At 66.4% G+C, this 17,315-nt stretch carries 14 protein-coding genes and 1 pseudogene; 1 reads left to right on the forward strand and 14 read right to left on the reverse strand.

Annotation, left to right across the window (positions count from 1 at the left end):
• Positions 1–15: 15 nt before the first annotated feature.
• The 4 genes from AB4Y98_RS12240 to AB4Y98_RS12255 form a co-directional block, all read right to left on the reverse strand.
• Positions 16–2,739, reverse strand: a complete 2,724-nt coding sequence (locus AB4Y98_RS12240; RefSeq protein WP_430766919.1) for a TcfC E-set like domain-containing protein — start codon at positions 2,737–2,739, stop codon at positions 16–18.
• A gap of 54 nt (positions 2,740–2,793) precedes the next feature.
• Positions 2,794–3,291 (reverse strand): CS1 type fimbrial major subunit, encoded by a 498-nt coding sequence (locus AB4Y98_RS12245; protein WP_442244438.1) that lies wholly within the window; start codon positions 3,289–3,291, stop codon positions 2,794–2,796.
• 292 nt (positions 3,292–3,583) lie between these two features.
• The gene (locus tag AB4Y98_RS12250) at positions 3,584–3,949 is read right to left on the reverse strand and encodes a NirD/YgiW/YdeI family stress tolerance protein (RefSeq protein ID WP_312787706.1); all 366 of its coding nucleotides are present in this window, start codon (positions 3,947–3,949) and stop codon (positions 3,584–3,586) included.
• Between the two features lie 109 nt (positions 3,950–4,058).
• On the reverse strand, positions 4,059–4,826 hold the full coding sequence (locus tag AB4Y98_RS12255) for an alpha/beta fold hydrolase (protein WP_312787708.1): 768 nt from the start codon (positions 4,824–4,826) through the stop codon (positions 4,059–4,061).
• Positions 4,827–4,919: 93 nt separating this feature from the next.
• Between AB4Y98_RS12255 and AB4Y98_RS12260 the strand changes: the two genes are divergently transcribed.
• On the forward strand, positions 4,920–5,693 hold the full coding sequence (locus AB4Y98_RS12260; RefSeq protein ID WP_363731852.1) for an AraC family transcriptional regulator: 774 nt from the start codon (positions 4,920–4,922) through the stop codon (positions 5,691–5,693).
• 237 nt (positions 5,694–5,930) lie between these two features.
• Here the strand turns inward: AB4Y98_RS12260 and AB4Y98_RS12265 are convergent, their stop codons facing one another.
• From AB4Y98_RS12265 to AB4Y98_RS12310, 10 genes and pseudogenes are all read right to left on the reverse strand, one after another.
• Entirely contained in the window at positions 5,931–7,028 is a 1,098-nt protein-coding gene (locus tag AB4Y98_RS12265; protein ID WP_442244439.1) for a hypothetical protein, read from the reverse strand.
• Positions 7,029–7,304: 276 nt separating this feature from the next.
• Positions 7,305–8,582 (reverse strand): citrate synthase, encoded by a 1,278-nt coding sequence (locus AB4Y98_RS12270; RefSeq protein ID WP_033831906.1) that lies wholly within the window; start codon positions 8,580–8,582, stop codon positions 7,305–7,307.
• Positions 8,583–8,878: 296 nt separating this feature from the next.
• A complete protein-coding gene (locus AB4Y98_RS12275) occupies positions 8,879–9,121 on the reverse strand; it encodes a type B 50S ribosomal protein L31 (RefSeq protein ID WP_010484049.1) in 243 nt (80 codons plus the stop codon).
• An 87-nt stretch (positions 9,122–9,208) separates the two neighbouring features.
• Positions 9,209–10,147, reverse strand: a complete 939-nt coding sequence (locus tag AB4Y98_RS12280; RefSeq protein WP_205405173.1) for a nucleoside hydrolase — start codon at positions 10,145–10,147, stop codon at positions 9,209–9,211.
• Positions 10,148–10,594: 447 nt separating this feature from the next.
• Positions 10,595–12,706: an ATP-dependent DNA helicase RecG gene (gene recG / locus AB4Y98_RS12285; protein WP_046987315.1), complete on the reverse strand. Its 2,112-nt coding sequence runs from the start codon at positions 12,704–12,706 to the stop codon at positions 10,595–10,597.
• A 7-nt stretch (positions 12,707–12,713) separates the two neighbouring features.
• Positions 12,714–13,202 carry a RidA family protein gene (locus AB4Y98_RS12290; protein WP_442244456.1) on the reverse strand — a complete coding sequence of 163 codons (489 nt, stop codon included), beginning with the start codon at positions 13,200–13,202 and terminating at the stop codon, positions 12,714–12,716.
• Positions 13,200–15,278, reverse strand: a pseudogene (locus AB4Y98_RS12295) (RelA/SpoT family protein); the annotation flags it as partial. The gene AB4Y98_RS12290 and the pseudogene AB4Y98_RS12295, both read right to left, overlap by 3 nt.
• Positions 15,279–15,384: 106 nt before the next feature.
• A complete protein-coding gene (gene rpoZ / locus AB4Y98_RS12300; protein WP_005410877.1) occupies positions 15,385–15,684 on the reverse strand; it encodes a DNA-directed RNA polymerase subunit omega in 300 nt (99 codons plus the stop codon).
• A 110-nt stretch (positions 15,685–15,794) separates the two neighbouring features.
• On the reverse strand, positions 15,795–16,457 hold the full coding sequence (gene gmk, locus AB4Y98_RS12305) for a guanylate kinase (protein ID WP_033831917.1): 663 nt from the start codon (positions 16,455–16,457) through the stop codon (positions 15,795–15,797).
• Positions 16,454–17,314, reverse strand: a complete 861-nt coding sequence (locus AB4Y98_RS12310) for a YicC/YloC family endoribonuclease (RefSeq protein ID WP_442244440.1) — start codon at positions 17,312–17,314, stop codon at positions 16,454–16,456. The genes gmk and AB4Y98_RS12310 overlap by 4 nt, the downstream gene beginning before the upstream one ends.
• Position 17,315: the final 1 nt, after the last annotated feature.

Genomic DNA, 17,315 nt, shown 5'->3' on the forward strand with positions numbered 1-17,315 from the left:
ACCACACCCGGCGGTTCACAGCGCACCTCCCGCGGCCGCGGTCTGCGGCGTGGCGGCAATCAACGCCTGCTCCTGCAGCAGTCGCGTCACCCGTGCCTGATGGCGGATGTCGGCGGGCAACTGCGCCACGGCCAGGGGCTCGCACTGCACGGTGCCCACCAGCATCACCACGCTGCGGCGCTCGCGCACCTGCAGCGGGCAGTGCAGCAGCCGGTCGTCCTGCAGCAGGTACAGGGTCGTTTCGCGTCGTGGGAAGTCGGCCACGAAGCCTCCATTGCTGCCGGTGCCGGGCACCGGCGCGTTGAGAATGCGGGCGCCGCGCAGCGGTGCACCGGCGATGTCGTGGGCGTTGCCGATGAAGGTGTAGGTCACTTCAATCGGCACCGGCATGCGCACCAGCCGCCCGGGCGACAGGAACAGCGGGCGCGCGCCGCCGACGCCGCTCACCCGCACGGCCGCGATGCTGTCCAGAGCGCTGGCGTCCTGCACTTCGGCGCGGTGCGATTGGTAGGCGGACACCGGCAGCAGGCGGCGTTCGCCCAGCTTCAGCCGCTGCCGGCGCAGTCCGCCTACCTGCAGTTCGGCGGCAACGCCGGTCAGGTCCAGATCGTCAGTGCCGTCCACCTGCACCGCCAGCCCGGCATCGGCGCCCACGCCTGCGCCCCAGTACAGCCCGCGCGAGCCGATGGCCAGGCCGGAACTGTGTGTGGCGCTGTACGCCACCTCGTTGCCGCCCTGGTGCTGGTAGCGCGATACCGTGGCACCGGTCTGGCCGATGCGGTTCTGCAGCTGCCCGCTCAGCGTGGCGCTGTACCGTTCGTTGTTGTTGCCGCGTAGTTCGCCGGACACTTCGCGGTACTGGTCTTCGTACTCCTGGCGCAGGGTCTGGCCGGCGCTGTAGTTGACGTCCGGTCGTGCGTGATGCGGCTGGCGCACATCCAGGCCGTAGCGACGCTGCGAGCTGCCGTGGTCGCCGCGCTGCAGGCGGTTGAGGCTGAAGTTGAAATAGATGCCGCGGTCACGCCCGTCGCGCAGGCCGCCGCCGCTGGTCTGCTGCCATACGCCGATGCGGCTGGAGACACTGAACTCGCCCCAGCGCTGGCTGCGGCTGTAGCTGGCCTGCCAGGTGCGGCTGAGCTGCGGCACGCGCGTGGGCTGTGGAATCCACGGCGGCAACAGCGGGTCCAGCCCCGCCAGCGGATCATCCCCCAGCCCCGGCTGCACGGTGCCTGCGCGCCAGGTCTGGCGACGGGTGTAGGCCAGATAGGCATTGCCGCCAGCCACCGGCAGCGCCATCGAGGCGCTGAGCGAATCAGCACAACCGAGCCGGTCGCGCGCATCGTCCTCGAACTGGCAGGCGCGGCCACGCATGCGCTGGTGGTACACATTCCACGAGGCGCGGAGACGATACGAAAGCTGATGCTGCTGGCCACGGCTGCCATCGCTGCCGTGCATGCCGCTGAAGGTGGCGCGGATCTCCTGGGTGGCGAAGACGTGGCGCAGGTCCAGCCGCAGTTCGCCATAGCTGAAACCGCCCAGATCGGCGAGGCCGGCCGTCATCGCCACGTTGCGCGACATCGGCACGCGCACGCCGCCCATCGCCGCCAGCTCATCATCGAAACGATCACTGCGGCGTTCGTTGCGGCGCCCGCCCTGCAGGAACCACTGCACGCTGCTGTCGGTCCAGTCGCCGCCCTTGTCGAACGGCGCGTCCTCGCTGCGCACCAGCACGCCGTCTTCGTAGATGCGCAGGGTGATGGTGTAGTTGCCCAGCGGGAACCGGCGCGTATCGAGCTGGTTGATGCCGGCCTGCAGGTAGAAGGTCTGCAGCAGGCGCTCGCCGTCGAAGGCATCCACCCGCGCATCACGTGCCAGCAGCACGGTGAGCGGCGTGGCCTGCACGGCGGCGGCGGCATCCACGTAGGCCTGCGTGGTACCCAGGCGCAGGCCCTGGAAGCGATCCATCGGCAGCATGCTGAAACTGAAGGTGCCGCCCTGCGGACTGCTCAGGTTGCGGCGATCCATGCGCCCGGCCTGCAGGTAGTGCTGCTGCCCCAGGTCATGGCGGTAATAGGCGTTGTCCAGCTGGAAGTCGCGGTTGGCGCGGCCACCGCGGTAATGCTGCTGGCTGAAGGTCCAGTCGGCGGACAGGTGCCCGCGCTGGAACACGCCCAGCGCACCCATGCCCTGCGCGGCCAGCGACTGGTAGCCGCGGCCGCCACTGACATTGAGCGTGTGCTGGTGCAGGAAGGCGTTTTCGGCATTGGCGCTGACCTGGTGGTAGCGCTCGGCGGCCGGCTCGCCGGGAATCCATTGGCGGGCGACGAACAGGCGCACGGCGCCCTCGCCTTCGTCATACAGCGCGCGCACGGCGGTGGGCTCCTCGGGGGGATCGATGTAACCGCAACCGGCACTGGCGCCGCCATAACGGCAGGCCAGATGGCTGTTGCGCGGCAGCGGCTGCGACAGCGCCGGCAACAACGCGGCCTGTGCCTCGGCCGGCAGCTGCAATGCCTGCAGCGCCTCGGCCGGGGCCTCCAGCTGCACGTGTTCCAAGGTCACGCGCACCGGCACCAGCCCGGTCGAACGACCGAACAGGCGTACCTCGAGTTGTTCGGTCTGGCCTTCGACCAGATCCTCGAAACCGGCGGGAACGCCGCGCGCCGCGACCAAGGGCGTGGCCAACGACAGGGCGAGCGCGACCGCCAGCCGGGTGACGGCGGGTGCGGGAGATTTCATGGGGGTGTTACCGGAAGCGGCCGGCCCGGCAAGCGGGCCGGCGCGGCAGCAGACTTAGGGCTTCTGCACCAGGGCGATGGTGACGATGCCTTCGTAGGTACCGCCCTTGGCGATCGGCGCCTGGACGGTCTGCGCGATACGCAGCGGCATCGGAATCGATGCGCCCGGCAGCGCGCCGTCGTAGAGGTCAGAGGCGGAGAAGTCCTGCGCGGCCACGGTCAGCGCCTTGCCGTTGAGGCTGACGGTCAGCGGCACCGGTGCGCCACTGCCATCGGTGTTGAGCAGCTGCGGCGTGCTGCCGACGCGCACTTCGATGTCCTTGTCTTCATCGTTGGAGTAGACGCGCACCTGCTGCGACCACGGCACCAGGCCAGTGACCGGGTTGTGGACCATGTTGACGACCGAATCCAGCGCGGTGCCATCGGCCTTGAGCAGGGCCAGGGTCGGGTCGACATTGGCCCAGACCTTGATGTCGGCGTCGAATGCATGGGCGGACAGCGAAACGGTGGCCAGCGCTGCAGCGAGCGTGGCCTTCTTCAGAATGGCGTGCATGGTTGTCTCTCTCGGACAGGGGGATATGAAAGCTCCCCTCCCCAAGGAGAAAGGGAGGGAAGCGCCGTCCGCAGAGGTGGGTGCGGCCGACGAGAGAATGTTAGGTACGCCTACCCCTCGCCGGCCATTCAAGCATTCCTAAATAGCTGAACGTTAAGGAGATTCCTTGAAGGCGTTCAATGTTTGAGGGTTATGCAAACTTCCTCATTCGGTCTTTGCAACAAACCTCATTGCGCGGCATGCACTTTGCAGAGTCGAGCCATGCTCGACGTACGGGTGCAATGCCGCCGTCTCAACGCGTGCCGACGATCCGCACATGATCCACGTCGATGTCGGTGGGCTTGAAGCGATGCGTATCCACTTCACCGTGCAGCTCCACCACGGTGGTCGCGCTGACGGCCTGGTGGCTGGGCAGATCCTTGTCGTCGATTTCCACATCGATCTCGCCGGTGGCGTCCTTGAAGCGGTAGCGCTCGTGGCCGATCTTGGCCACCAGCGTGCCCTGCAGCACCACCGGCTGATCGTCACGCTGGTCGCGCGCCTCGGCGACCGTGGTGACGGCACTGGTGGCGCCCGGGCCGGTGTACTGGGCAAAGGCCCCAGCGCTGAACAGGCTCAAGGAGGTAGCAAAGAGCGCGAGGGTGAGTCGTCGGTTCATGGTGTTCTCCATGCAGGGATAAGTACCCTCAGGTTCTATCGCCTCGAATGTGATGCCCATGCAATAGATCCGAAAAGATGTGAAAACGACATCCCATGTCAGAAATCATTCATTCCGGACCCGACGCGTCTTTCAGGAACGATTCCATGGCCGCCACCAGGGCCAGCGGCGTCTCGTTCATCGGGTAATGCCCGGCATCCTGCAGGACCTCCATCGTGGCCTGCCGGTAGCGGCGCAGATAGGTGCGCTCCATCAGTGCACGGTTGAAGGTGGGATCGTGACCACCCACCAGCACCTTCAACCGATGATTGCCGACGATCTCATTGCTGAAATCGGTATCCGCCCAGGCTGGAAGATAGGCAGCAAATGCTGCAGGTGAAGCATGTGCCGCCGAGTACGCGGCCTTCCAGTCGAGCCATTGCGCAGGCAGCCGTCCGCCGGTACTGCGATCGATGATGGTCCGACGGATGCCGACGTCCCCGGCTGCCGCTTCAAGCAGGCTTCGCGTCGCGGCGTCGTAGGCAATACCACCGCAGGGCACCGGCGCGATGGCCACCATGCCGCGCACCCGTTCCGGCGCAAGCACCGCCATGCGTTCTATGGCCATGCCGCCCATCGAATGACCGGCGACGCTGAAACGCTCGTGGCCGAGGGCGGTCATCAGATCCAATGCATCGGATGCAATCTCGTCGATGGTGTACGCGCCGGGCGCGTCACGCATGCCGCCGTAGCCCCGGCAGTCCATGAAGATGTAGCTGAAGTCGTTGCGCGACAGCCATGGCTCGATGGGCTCGAACGCGTGCGCGTCGCCGAACCAGCCATGCAGGACCAGGACAGGGTGCGATCCGTGCCCCACGCGATGAAAAGTATTGGCCATAGGGTTCCAGTGCAGTTGGGGGAATCCCCGATCCTAGGCAGCGCGCCTCAGTGGCGCCGTCGATGACGGGTCAATCGCTATAGAATCCGGGCCATGCGCAATTCGCTGCTTGATCCCTACGAAGACCTGCCACGCGATGTCGTGGTCACCTCGAACGACTACGCAGCGGAATCGACCTTTCCCCGCCATGCCCACCGGCGCGGGCAGTTCGCGTTCGCTGCGCGCGGCACCATCAGTGTCGCCACGCCGCAGGGGCGCTGGCTGGTTCCCCCACGGCGCGCCTGCTGGGTGCCTGCAGGCCTGGCGCATGAGATGACCATGCGGGGGCCGGTGACGATGCTCAACGCCTTCCTGTCTGCCGGGACGGCGACGGCGGTGGCGTTGCCAATGCAGTGCCGCGTGTATGCGGTATCGCCGTTGTTGCGGCAGTTGCTGGAGGCCGCAGTGGATCTGCCTGCGCTGTACGACGAGAACGGGCGTGAGGGCAAGCTGATGCAGTTGCTGGCTGCGGAAATCGCATCGATGCCGATGCTTTCCCTGCATGCACCGCTGCCTGTCGATGCGCGCCTTGCACGTGTCTGCCGCGCCCTGTTCGATACTCCCTCGCTGGCAGCGCGCCTCGATGACGTTGCCGCCGACGCAGGCATGAGCCGGCGCACGTTCACGCGCATGTTCCGCGCAGATACCGGGGTGGGTTTTGCCGAGTGGCGGCAGCAGGTGTGCCTGCTGTCGGCCATCGAGCGTTTGGCACAGGGACAGGCCGTGACCCGTATCGCCATGGACCTGGGGTATGCCAGCCCGAGTGCGTTTTCTGCGGCCTTCCGGCGTGTACTAGGGTGTTCGCCGAGCCGGTACGCGGAGGCGTAGTACCGGGCCCGCGTCTGGCTGCCGTGCGTGCTGTGCACGTGAGTCAAGCGTGGCTCGACGCTACAGATGCTCATGCGCACCTGGATGACATCAGGCCGCCTTGCGGCGGCCTGATGGGTCTCACTCAACGACACGATCTCAGAAGAAGATCGCGTACAGGATCAGCAGCGGAATCGGTACGCCCAAGAACCAGAGCAGAAGCGTCTTCATGGCAGGTCTCCTTGCATCAGATGCGGGTTACAGGTCGCGGCGACGGCCGCCCCAGGTGGCGCTGAGGCTGGCGAAGAACGCGCCGATCAGCAGGGTGATGAACAGCCACAGCGCGGCGTAGGCCGTGGCCTTGCGGGCGTCATCAGCAGCCTGCTTGGCGGTGGTCTTGGCCTTTTCCAGCGCGGCACGCATGCGGGTCTGCACATCGGTCACGCGGGCCTGCGCTTCGGCGGGGCTCATGCCCGTCTCGCGCGCGATCAGCTGCGACAGGTACTGGGTATCGGCCGGGTCCAGGCCATCTCCCTGCAGACTGTTGATGATGATGCGGTTCACTTCGGCACGCACTTCGCGACGGTCACCCATCGGGCCATTGCCCGGCATCGGGCGCGGCGGCGGGGCCATGCGGGCATCACGTGGGCCAACGCTGGCGGCGGCCGGGGGCGGCGGTGGTGCGGCAGGGTCCATCGGGCCGTTGCCCGGCGCTGCGCCCGGTGCCGGCGGAACTGGAGGTGCACCGGCTGCGTCCGGGCCCGGAGTGGTGGCATTGCGGAACAGCGAATCCACCCAGTAGTTGAGGTCGCCTTCCTGACCGCCGGCAGCCGCGGTGCCGACACCGGCAGCAGCAACACCTGCGGTGGAGACTGCGGCGCCTGCGGTGGCCCCAGCCACCTTTGCGCCGGCGCCCAGCACGCCGCCGATGGCCGAGGTCAGCAGACCGGCAGTGAGCAGCGTGGCCACGGCCCACGACACAAAGCCGTGCGCGGTGTCGCGGAAGTAGGTTTCATCGCCGTGCAGCTGCGTCCATTTGGTGCGCAGGCGACCGGCCAGATAGCCGCCAAGACCGGAAGCGGCCAGCGCGGTGAAGGTGAGCCACACGACGCTGGTCCAGCCGAAGGTTTCCTTGGAAACGCCCTCGAACGACCACGGCGAGACCGAGGACAGACCCAGGCCGACCCCCAGGATGAGCAGGATGAGAGACAGTGCGGCGGCGGCAACGGCGCCGGCCAGGATCGCGCCCCAGGACACGGCGCTTTCGCTGGTGGGCGGCACGATGGGAGGGGTGACGACAGTGACGACGTCGGGACCAAGCGGGCCGCGCTCAGGCGGGTCGAATCGGGTACTCATGGGGTCGAACGCTCCGTATCAGGTGCTGCGGGTGCAGCTGGCGTCCTGAGGCTGCGCGAGCGCTTGTGAAGCTGGTGAGACCCTTGAATCACGCGGTCTTGGCGCGGCGAACAGCGTGCCAACCAAAACAGAGGGCCGCAGTAGATCCAGGCCATGCGTGGATGTTTTTTTGGCGGATGCCGAAGCGTGCCAACCAAGGTTGGCATCTACCGAAGCGAAGCAAAAAAAAACGCCCCGCGGATGCGGGGCGCCTTCAGCACAAACTACGCAGAGCGATCAGCCCTGGTAGTCGCGCACGTCGTGACCGGTGTAGACCTGGCGCGGACGGCCGATCTTCATTTCCGGGTCGACCTGCTGTTCCAGCCAATGCGAGACCCAGCCGGAGGTGCGGCCCAGGGCAAACATGACGGTGAACATCTCGGTCGGGATCTGCAGCGCCTTGTAGATGATGCCGCTGTAGAAATCGACGTTCGGGTACAGCTTGCGGGCGACGAAGTACTCGTCCTGCAGCGCGGCCTGTTCCAGCTTCACGGCCACGTCCAGCAGCGGATCCTGCACGCCCAGCTGCTTGAGCACCTTGCCGGTCATCTCACCGATGACCTTCGCGCGCGGATCGAAGTTCTTGTACACGCGGTGGCCGAAGCCCATCAGGCGGAAGCCGGAGGTCTTGTCCTTGGCCTTGAGCACGGCCGATTCGACGTTGTCGGCCGAACCGATCTCTTCCAGCATCTTCAGCACGGCTTCGTTGGCACCGCCGTGGGCCGGACCCCACAGCGCGGTGACGCCAGCGGCGACCGACGCGTACGGGTTGGCACCGGTCGAACCGACCAGACGCACGGTCGAGGTCGACGCGTTCTGCTCGTGGTCGGCGTGCAGGATGAACAGCAGGTCCAGCGCCTTGACCACGTCCTGGTTCAGTTCGTACTTGCCGTCGGCCGACTCGAAGGTCTGCTTCAGGAAGCGGCTAACGTAGTCCAGCGAGGTGTCCGGCTTGTTGGCCGGCAGGCCCTTGCCGTGGCGGTAGATCAGCGCCGACAGGGTCGGCACCTTGGCGATCAGGCGCACGGCGGCCTGGCGGCGCTGTTCGGCGTCGGACAGGTCCAGCGAGGCGTGGTAGATGCCCGACAGCTGCGCGATGGCGGCGGTCAGGATGGCCATCGGATGGGCATCCTTGGCGAAGCTGCCGATCAGGGTGTTGATCGACGCATCGACGTTGGCTTCGGCTGCCAGCTCGTCGGTGAAGGCCTTCAGCTGCTCGGCGCTCGGGCGCTCGCCGTTGATCAGCAGGTAGGCCACTTCGACGTAGCTCGACTTCTCCGACAGCTGCTCGATCGGGTAGCCGCGATACAGCAGCACGCCCTTGTCGCCGTCGATGTAGGTGATGGCGGACTTGCAGCTGGCCGTCGCGGTGAAACCGGAATCGTAGGTGAAATACCCCGTTTCCTTGGTCAGCTTCGCGATGTCGACGCAGTCGTTGCCGAGGGTGGGTTTGATGACGGGCAGAACGACCGACTTATCGCCGGCGTTGAGCGTGACCTGATCAAGATCGGACACTGTGTGCGCTCCTTCATGGGAAGGCGCCTGCCCAAGCGCATTGGTCAGGCACGTGAATGACGTCCTCGGCCTGTGCCGGGGATCAGGTCATTATCGCACAGCAGCATTTGCCGGGCGCTAGACAGAAGTCGTAGACGACAGGCAGCCGGCACCCTGCCAGCGAGCGGCCGGGATCGGCAAACGCGTTGTCACAAGGACGCAGTGTTCCGTCCATCCAAACGCCCGTTGGGTAGGCGCTGGACAAAAACAAACGGCCGCGCAGAGCGCGGCCGTCGGTTCGAACCGGGTACGACGTATCAGCGCGCGTAGCGCTTCTGGAACTTGTCGATACGGCCCGAGGTGTCGATGACCTTGTGCTTGCCCGTGTAGAACGGATGCGAAGCCGAGGAAATTTCAACCTTCACCAGCGGGTAGTCGTTGCCGTCTTCCCACTTGATGGTTTCCTTCGTCGCCATGGTCGAGCGGGTCAGGATCTTGAAATCGGAGGTGACGTCATGGAAGACGACGTCGCGGTAGTTCGGATGGATATCGGCCTTCATGGGCTCACACCGTAAATGGGCTGGTGGTCAAGAGCGGCATTATAAGCACTGGTTGCCGCCCGGGGCAACCAGTGCGGGGGGCGAATCTCAGTCCGCGCCCAGGGCCTGGCGTACCAGGGCCTCGAAACGCCCCTGGTCGTAGGCCATCAGCAGATCACAGTTGTCGGGCTGGCCGGTCTGCCGGTTCCAGTCGACGATGGTGGCGCCACGGCTGAACGTGCCGTTCAGTTCCACATTCAGCGGCCGCGACTCGACCTGCAGCTGCCCTTCCGGGTTCAACGCCCAGGCCATGGCCAGCGCATCGGCGGTGTACCAACGGCCGCCCTTGCTGTCTTCGGACAGGCCACGGGTCTTGCGCGAGATCAGCTCGTAGAAGCGCGCGCGATCGGAATCGGCGCCCAGCCACTGTTCGGCTTCGGTCAGCGGCAGGCCGTGGGCAACGGTGGCTTCCCAGTCCGACACCAGCAGGTGCGGGAACGCGGTGAACACCACATGCGCCGCCTCCGGATCGAAGGCGATGTTGAATTCGGCGGCGGGGGTGATGTTGCCGTGGCAGGTGACTGCGCCGCCCATCACCACGATGCGCTTGATGCGCTGGGGCAGGGTCGGATCGAGCTTCAGCGCCAGCGCCAGGTTGGTCAGCGGGCCGAGCATCACCAGCATCAGTTCGCCGGCATGTTCGTGCGACAAACGCAGGATCGCCAATGCGGCGTGCTCGGCGTCGGCCTGGCGACTGGGCGGCGGCAGGTCCACGTCGCCGTAGCCATCACGGCCATGCACGTGGGCGGCGTCAACGGACGGATGCAGCAGCGGATCGGGACTGCCGGCGAACACCGGCACGTCGGTGCGGCCGACGATGTCGCAGAGCTTGAGGGCGTTGCGGACGGTGTACTGCAGGCCTACGTTGCCGGCGGCGATGGTCAGCGCGACCACGTCATGCCGTTCATCGGCGAAGGCCATCAGCAGGGCCAGTGCGTCGTCGACACCGGGGTCGGTATCGATCAACAGCGGGATCTTCTTGGTCATCGTTGCCGTCTTCAGATCGGCAACGAAGTGTGGACCGGGAAGATGACCGTTGCAAGTATCGGCCGGGCTGCGCCCGGCACCCGCAGAATCAACGTCTACGTCAACGTCAAAAGCTCGGTTCCGGGGGATGGCGGGGTGGGCCCGGTGGCGGGGGACGCCGTGAATCCATCCATGGAGGCTTGGCCGCGGCATCCATGCCGCGGACACCCCCGCAACCGGATCCACCCCGCCTTCGACAGATTTCCGCGGCCTGTCGGAACAGCGTCCTGTACTGGTAGGTGTCGACCTTGGTCGACACATCCACGAGATGGTCGAGAAGGCTGTCTGTAGAGTCGAGCCGTGCTCGACTCACGCGCGCAGCGCGCAGTAGATCCACGCCATGCGTGGATGAGCGCCAGGGCATGGGGTCAGAGCCCTTTGCCATGCAAAGGGATCCGACCACACAGCTTACGCCGAGGCGTACCGCACGGCGGTGCCGATCCAGCGCTGCACCACGCGATCTGCCAGCGCCGGTTGCTGCGCCAGCAACCGTTCGGCTAGTTCATGCACACCTGGCAGCAGGCCCGCATCGCGCGCAAGATCGGCGATGCGGAAACCGGCCAGGCCGGTCTGGCGGGTGCCCAGCAGTTCGCCGGGACCGCGCAGTTCCAGATCCTTCTCGGCGATGACGAAACCGTCGTTGGTTTCGCGCATGGTCTGCAGGCGCTCGCGCGCCATCTGCGAAAGCGGTGCCTGGTACAGCAGCACGCAGCGCGACACCGCCGAACCACGGCCGACGCGGCCACGCAGCTGGTGCAGCTGGGCCAGACCCAGGCGCTCGGCGTTCTCGATCACCATCAGCGAGGCATTGGGCACGTCGACGCCGACTTCGATCACGGTGGTGGCCACCAGCAGGTCTATGTCGCCGGCCTTGAACGCGACCATCGTCGCCAGCTTCTCGGCCGCTTTCAGCCGGCCATGCACCAGCCCCACGCGCACGCCCGGCAGCAGCGCCTGCAGCGATTCGTAGGTGGCCTGTGCCGGGGTGGCATCCAGTTCTTCGCTTTCTTCGATGAGCGTGCACACCCAGTACACCTGCCGCCCTTCGCGGCAGGCCAGGGCGATACGCTCGATCAGCTCGGGGCGGCGATCGTTGTTCAGTGCCACGGTCTGCACCGGCGTGCGGCCCGGCGGCAGTTCGTCGATGGCCGATACATCCAGATCGGCGTATTCGGACATCGCCAGCGTGCGCGGAATCGGCGTGGCGGTCATCACCAGCTGGTGCGGCACGTTGTTGCCGCCCTTGCCCTTGTCGCGCAGCGCCAGGCGCTGGTGCACGCCGAAGCGGTGCTGCTCATCGACGATGGCCAGCGCCAGATCGTGGAATACCACCGCCTCCTGCATCAGCGCGTGGGTACCCACGACCACCTGCGCTTCGCCGTTGGCGACCTGTTCCATCACCTTTGCGCGCGCCTTGCCGGTGACCTTTCCGGCCAGCCAGGCGATGCGCACGCCCAGCGGCTCCAGCCAGCCGCGCAGGTTGTTGAGATGCTGTTCGGCCAGCAGTTCGGTGGGGGCGGCCAGTGCGACCTGCTTGCCCTGTTCCACCGCCAGCATCGCTGCCAATGCCGCCACCACGGTCTTGCCCGAGCCGACATCGCCCTGCACCAGCCGCAACATCGGGCTGGGGCGCGCAAGGTCTTCGCGGATCTGCTTGAACACACGTGCCTGCGCGCCGGTCAAGGCGAACGGCAGCTGCTTCAACAACGCCTTGGCCAGCTTGCCGGGACCGGCCAGCGGCGGCGCGTGATGCGCCTGCAACGCAATGCGCTGGCGACGCAGGCTGAGGTGGTGCGCCAGCAGTTCTTCCATTGCCAGCCGGCGCTGCGCTGGATGGGTACCGGCGGCAAGTGCGGCCAGGTCTGCATCCGGCGGTGGTTGATGCACGGTCAGCAGCGCACTGCGCAGCGATGGCAGGCCGAGGCCCTCGAGCCAGCCGGTCGGCAGCAGTTCCAGCGTGCTTTCTTCCGGCAGGCGATCAAGCGCCTGGCCGATCAGCTTGCGCATCGTCATCGGGCCGACACCTTCGACGGTGGGATACACCGGGTCGAGGCGGTCGCCGAGATCGGGATCGTCGTTGCGGCCCAGTACCTGGTAGCTGGGATGGACAATCTCCAACCCGAGGTGCCCCGGTTTGGGCGTACCAAAGCAGCGCAGGCGGTTGCCGACCGCGAACTGGCCGACCTGCTGCTGGCGGAAATGGAAGAAGCGCAGCACCAGCGTGCCCTGCCCTTCATCCTCCACCGCTACTTTCAGCATCGGCCGGTAGCGCATGCCGCGCTCGACGGCGACCACCCGCACTTCCACCTGCGCCGGAATGCCGTTGCGCAGGTCTTCGATGCGGGTCAGCCGGGTACGGTCTTCATAGCGCAGCGGCAGGTGCAGCCAGAGATCCTGCAGGGTGGCCAGGCCACGCGCCTGCAGCTTGGCGGCCACGGCCGGCCCGACGCCGGCGAGCATCGCAAGCGATGCTTCACCGGACGGTGCCAGTGCCGGGGTGACCGCCGCCTTGCGTGCCACGTGGCGGTCAGTCGATGACCATCACCGCGTCGACCTCGAAGTTGGCGCCCTTCGGCAGGCCGGAGACTTCGATGGTGGAACGGGCCGGGAACGGGGCCTGGAAGTAGTCCTGCATCACCGCGTTGACCTTGGCGAATTCGGCCAAGTCGGTCAGGTACAGGCCCAGGCGCACGACCTTGTCCAGCGAACCGCCAGCGGCTTCGGCCACGGCCTTGAGGTTGTCGAAGGCACGACGGGCCTGCGCTTCGACGTCACCGACGCCGACGATGTCGCCGGTGGCCGGGTCGAGCGGAATCTGGCCGGAGAAATACACGGTGTTGCCGGCGCGCACGGCCTGCGAGTACGGGCCGATGGCGGCCGGGGCCTTTTCGGTGTTGATGATCTGGCGGGACATGGGTCGCTCCGGTGCGTTGGGGGAAAACAGAGCGGTGATTGTACCGGGTGGGGGCAATGTCGGCTGGGGTCGGATCCGTTTCCCGGCGGGAAACGGATCCATGTTGAACGCCAGCACTGCGGCGTTGAAATCGCGGTCCAGGTAATCCACGCGCTCGATGTTGGAATGGCTCTGCGCGATCGCCGCGGCCAGCTGTGCAAGCACGCCGGTACCGTTCTCCACTTCCACCACCAGCGAGGTGTCGTAGTCGCCGGATACGGTGGTATCCCAGCCGATCAGCACCCAACGCTCGGGCGACTTGCGCAGTTCGGCCAGGTTCGGGCAATCCATGCGGTGCACCACGATGCCCTTGCCGGCCGTGTGGTAGCCCATGATGTCGTCGCCCGGAATGGGCTGGCAGCAGCCGGCGAAGGTGACCACGCCACGCTCGCTGCCGTTGATCAGAATCTTTTCCTGCGAACTGTGGCGCGAATGCACGCCGCCGCGCAGTTCGGCGTAGGCCATCAGTGCCTGCGCGGCCTGGGTCGGCATCCAGTTGCCCAGCGCGACTTCAGCCAGCAGGGCTTCCAGACGCGGGAACCGGTGCTCGGCCAGGAAGGCATCCAGGCGGCCCTTGGGCAGGCGTTCCAGCGAGCTGTCCATCGCTTCCAGCGCACGATCGAGCATACGGTGGCCCAGCTGCACGGCGTCTTCGTGCTCCAGCTGCTTGAGCTGGTGACGGATGGCGGTGCGCGCCTTGCTGGTGACCACGAATTCGAGCCACTGCGGCTTGGGCGTGGCCGAGCGCGCGGTGATGATCTCCACCGACTGCCCCGACACCAGCTTGGTACGCAGCGGCACCAGTTTCTTGTCCACGCGCGAGGCCACGGCCATGTTGCCGACGTCGGTATGCACGGCGTAGGCGAAGTCGAGCGCGGTGGAATTGCGCGGCAGGGCCAGGATCTTGCCCTTGGGGGTGAACAGGTAGACCTCGTCCGGGAACAGGTCGACCTTGACGTTGTCGAGGAACTCCAGCGACGAACCGGCGGCCCGCTGCGAATCGATCAGTTCGACGATCCAGGCGTGGGCGCGGCTCTGCGCGCTGTTGGGCGAATCACCGCCGAACTTGTAGGTCCAGTGCGCAGCCACGCCGCGCTCGGCGATCAGGTCCATTTCCTCGGTGCGGATCTGCACCTCGATCGGCGAACCATACGGGCCGAACAGCACCGTGTGCAGCGACTGGTAGCCGTTGGCCTTGGGAATGGCGATGAAATCGCGGAAGCGCCCATCCAGCGGCTTGAACGCGGCATGCACCGCGCCCAGCGAGTGGTAGCACTGCGGTACGCCGCGCACCACCAGGCGGAAGCCGAACACATCCATCACCTGGTCGAAGGATTTGTTCTCGTCGCGCATCTTGTTGTAGATGCTCCACGGGGTCTTGATGCGGCTGACCAGGCGGTGCTCGATGCCCTCCTTGGCCAAGCGCTGCGACAGCTGCACTTCCACCTGCGCCAGCGCCTCGCGGCGCACGACCGGCTGGCTGCGGATGTGCTTTTCCAGGATCGCGTGGCGCCACGGGTACAGCGCCTTGAAGCCGAGGTTCTGCAGTTCGCTCTTGACCAGGCTCATGCCCAGCCGCTGCGCGATCGGGGCGTAGATCTCAAGCGTCTCGCGGGCGATGCGGCCGCGCGCTTCGCGGCTCTGCGCGCCCAGCGTGCGCATGTTGTGCAGGCGGTCGGCCAGCTTGATCATGATCACGCGCAGGTCGCGCGACATCGCCAGCAGCATCTTGCGAAAGCTTTCGGCGGCCGCTTCCTGGCGGTCGCGGAACTTCAGCTTGTCCAGCTTGGTGACGCCGTCCACCAGTTCGGCCACGGCTTCGCCGAACTCGGCGGACAGGGCCTCGCGGGTCAGCGGGGTGTCTTCGATGGTGTCGTGCAGAATCGCGGCGATCAGCGCTTCCACGTCCAGGCCGAGCTCGGCCAGCACCTGGGCCACGGCCACCGGATGGGTGATGTAGGGCTCGCCCGACTTGCGCGTCTGCCCAGCGTGCGCGGAGGCGCCGACTTCCCACGCACGGCGCAGCAGCGGCAGCTGCTCGGGCGGCAGATAGTGGGCGGCGCGTTCGAGCTGGAGGACGTAATCGGGTACGGCGGCAGCGGGGACTGCGGCGACCTTGGCAGTGGGGCCTGGGTTCATGGCCAAAGCCTATGCCAGCGCGACGTTTACGGCAAACCCTGAATGCGAAACAGCCCGCACGGGGCGGGCTGTTCGGCGTATCCAGCAATGACGTTGATCGATGCGATCAATCGTCGTTCTTGGACATGTCTTCGTCGGCGACCACTTCAGCGGCGGCCCACTCCAGCGCTTCGCGCTCGGCGCGCTCACGCTCGGCCTTCTCGACTTCGTCGATCAGCGCGTTGTCGATCTTGCGGGCAGCGATCTCGCGCAGTGCCAGCACGGTCGGCTTGTCCTCGGTCTCGCTGTTGTCCAGCGTGGCCTGCACGCCATTGGCGAGCTGACGGGCGCGCTTGGAAGCCATCATCACCAGCTCGAAACGGTTGTTAACGACTTCCAGGCAATCTTCTACGGTAATGCGGGCCATACGGGCTCCCGGCGACCGGTCGGCCGCTCAGTCGAATGAGGGAAAGGGGACGGAGTGTACTGGCAGGGGCTGGACAAAATCAAGCCAACCCCCACCGGACCCTTTAGGAATCAATCAGTTGAACTCGCATCCGGGGTCAATAGCGCCTGGATCAGGCCGGCGTGCCGGACCTTCTGGGCGTCCCGGCGCAGGCGGCTGGCGGTGAAGATCGCGCACAGTTCGTCCACGGCGGTGTCGAACACTTCATTGACGATGACGTAGTCGAATTCGTTGAAGTGCAGCATTTCATCGCGGGCGGCGCCCAAGCGCTGGGCGATGACCGCCTCGCTGTCCTGGCCACGCTTGCGCATGCGGTCCTGCAGGGCCTGCTTGGACGGCGGCAGGATGAACACCGTCACCGTGCCCGGCACCAGCTGGCGCACCTGCTGCGCGCCCTGCCAGTCGATTTCCAGCAGCACGTCCTGGCCGGCGTTCAGCTGCGGCTCCACCGACTGGCGGGCGGTGCCCTTCCAGTCACCATGCACCCAGGCGTGTTCGAAGAAGTCGCCGGCAGCGATCATCTCCTCGAACTTCTCCGCGCTGACGAAGTGGTAGTGCTGGCCGTTCACTTCACCCGGGCGCATGGCCCGCGAGGTGAACGAGATCGATAGCGCGATCTGCGGGTCGCGCGCCAGGGTGGCGTTGACGATGCTGCTCTTGCCGGCGCCGGAGGGCGCGGCAACGATGTACAGCGTGCCGCGTGCGATCGCGGCCGGGGGCGTGGAAATGCTCATTCGATGTTCTGCACCTGCTCGCGGATCTGGTCGATCAGCACCTTCAGCTCGACGGCGGCGTTGGACGTGCGGCTGTCCACCGACTTGGAGCCCAGCGTGTTGGCCTCGCGGTTGAACTCCTGCAGCAGGAAGTCCAGGCGGCGGCCGACCGGTTCACGCTGCTTGAGCACGCGGCGGATCTCGACGATATGGCTGGACAGGCGATCCAGCTCCTCGTCCACGTCCAGCTTCTGCAGCCACATCACCAGTTCCTGCTCGGCGCGGCCCGGATCAACCGGATGCGGCAGGTCGGCCAGGCGGGCGGCGAGCTTGGTGCGCTGGCCGTCGCGAATGGCCGGAATCAGCGTGCGCACCTCGGCGGCGATGCGCTCGATGGCATCCACGCGCTCGGCGACGGCGGTGGCCAGCGTATTGCCTTCACGCTCGCGGGCGGCGATGAAGCCCTCCAGCACCTGGTCCAGCAGCGCCAGTGCTTCAATCTGCAGGGCTGCCGCATCGGTGGCCTCGCCCTGGGTGACACCCGGCAGCTGCAGCAGGTCGGTGAAGCTGACCTGCAGGTTGGGGAAATCGGAGGTCAGGCGGTGCGCCAGCTGGCCCAGCTGGCCCAGCAGCACCTCGTTGACCTGCAGGCTGGCAGCCGATTCCGGCGCGCGCAGGCGCATCACCAGATCCAGCTTGCCACGGCTCAGGCGCGCGGAAATGCGTTCGCGCAGCTGCGGTTCCAATGCGCGCAGTTCCTCGGGCAGGCGCGTGCCCACTTCCAGGAAGCGGTGGTTGACCGAGCGCAGCTCGCAGCCCAGCGTTCCCCACGGGGTGGAGCGCTCGCCGCCGGCATAGGCCGTCATGCTTCGAATCATG

It is taken from the genome of Stenotrophomonas sp. 2YAF26, assembly GCF_052114625.1.
Lineage (GTDB): Bacteria > Pseudomonadota > Gammaproteobacteria > Xanthomonadales > Xanthomonadaceae > Stenotrophomonas > Stenotrophomonas indicatrix.

Coding starts and splice junctions, on each gene's coding strand:
- AB4Y98_RS12240 (WP_430766919.1), bottom strand. CDS start 2,739: ATGAAATCTCCCGCACCCGCCGTCACCCGGCTGGCGGTCGCGCTCGCC.
- AB4Y98_RS12245 (WP_442244438.1), bottom strand. CDS start 3,291: ATGCACGCCATTCTGAAGAAGGCCACGCTCGCTGCAGCGCTGGCCACC.
- AB4Y98_RS12250 (WP_312787706.1), bottom strand. CDS start 3,949: ATGAACCGACGACTCACCCTCGCGCTCTTTGCTACCTCCTTGAGCCTG.
- AB4Y98_RS12255 (WP_312787708.1), bottom strand. CDS start 4,826: ATGGCCAATACTTTTCATCGCGTGGGGCACGGATCGCACCCTGTCCTG.
- AB4Y98_RS12260 (WP_363731852.1), top strand. CDS start 4,920: ATGCGCAATTCGCTGCTTGATCCCTACGAAGACCTGCCACGCGATGTC.
- AB4Y98_RS12265 (WP_442244439.1), bottom strand. CDS start 7,028: ATGAGTACCCGATTCGACCCGCCTGAGCGCGGCCCGCTTGGTCCCGAC.
- AB4Y98_RS12275 (WP_010484049.1), bottom strand. CDS start 9,121: ATGAAGGCCGATATCCATCCGAACTACCGCGACGTCGTCTTCCATGAC.
- AB4Y98_RS12280 (WP_205405173.1), bottom strand. CDS start 10,147: ATGACCAAGAAGATCCCGCTGTTGATCGATACCGACCCCGGTGTCGAC.
- AB4Y98_RS12290 (WP_442244456.1), bottom strand. CDS start 13,202: ATGGATCCGTTTCCCGCCGGGAAACGGATCCGACCCCAGCCGACATTG.
- rpoZ (WP_005410877.1), bottom strand. CDS start 15,684: ATGGCCCGCATTACCGTAGAAGATTGCCTGGAAGTCGTTAACAACCGT.
- gmk (WP_033831917.1), bottom strand. CDS start 16,457: ATGAGCATTTCCACGCCCCCGGCCGCGATCGCACGCGGCACGCTGTAC.
- AB4Y98_RS12310 (WP_442244440.1), bottom strand. CDS start 17,314: ATGATTCGAAGCATGACGGCCTATGCCGGCGGCGAGCGCTCCACCCCG.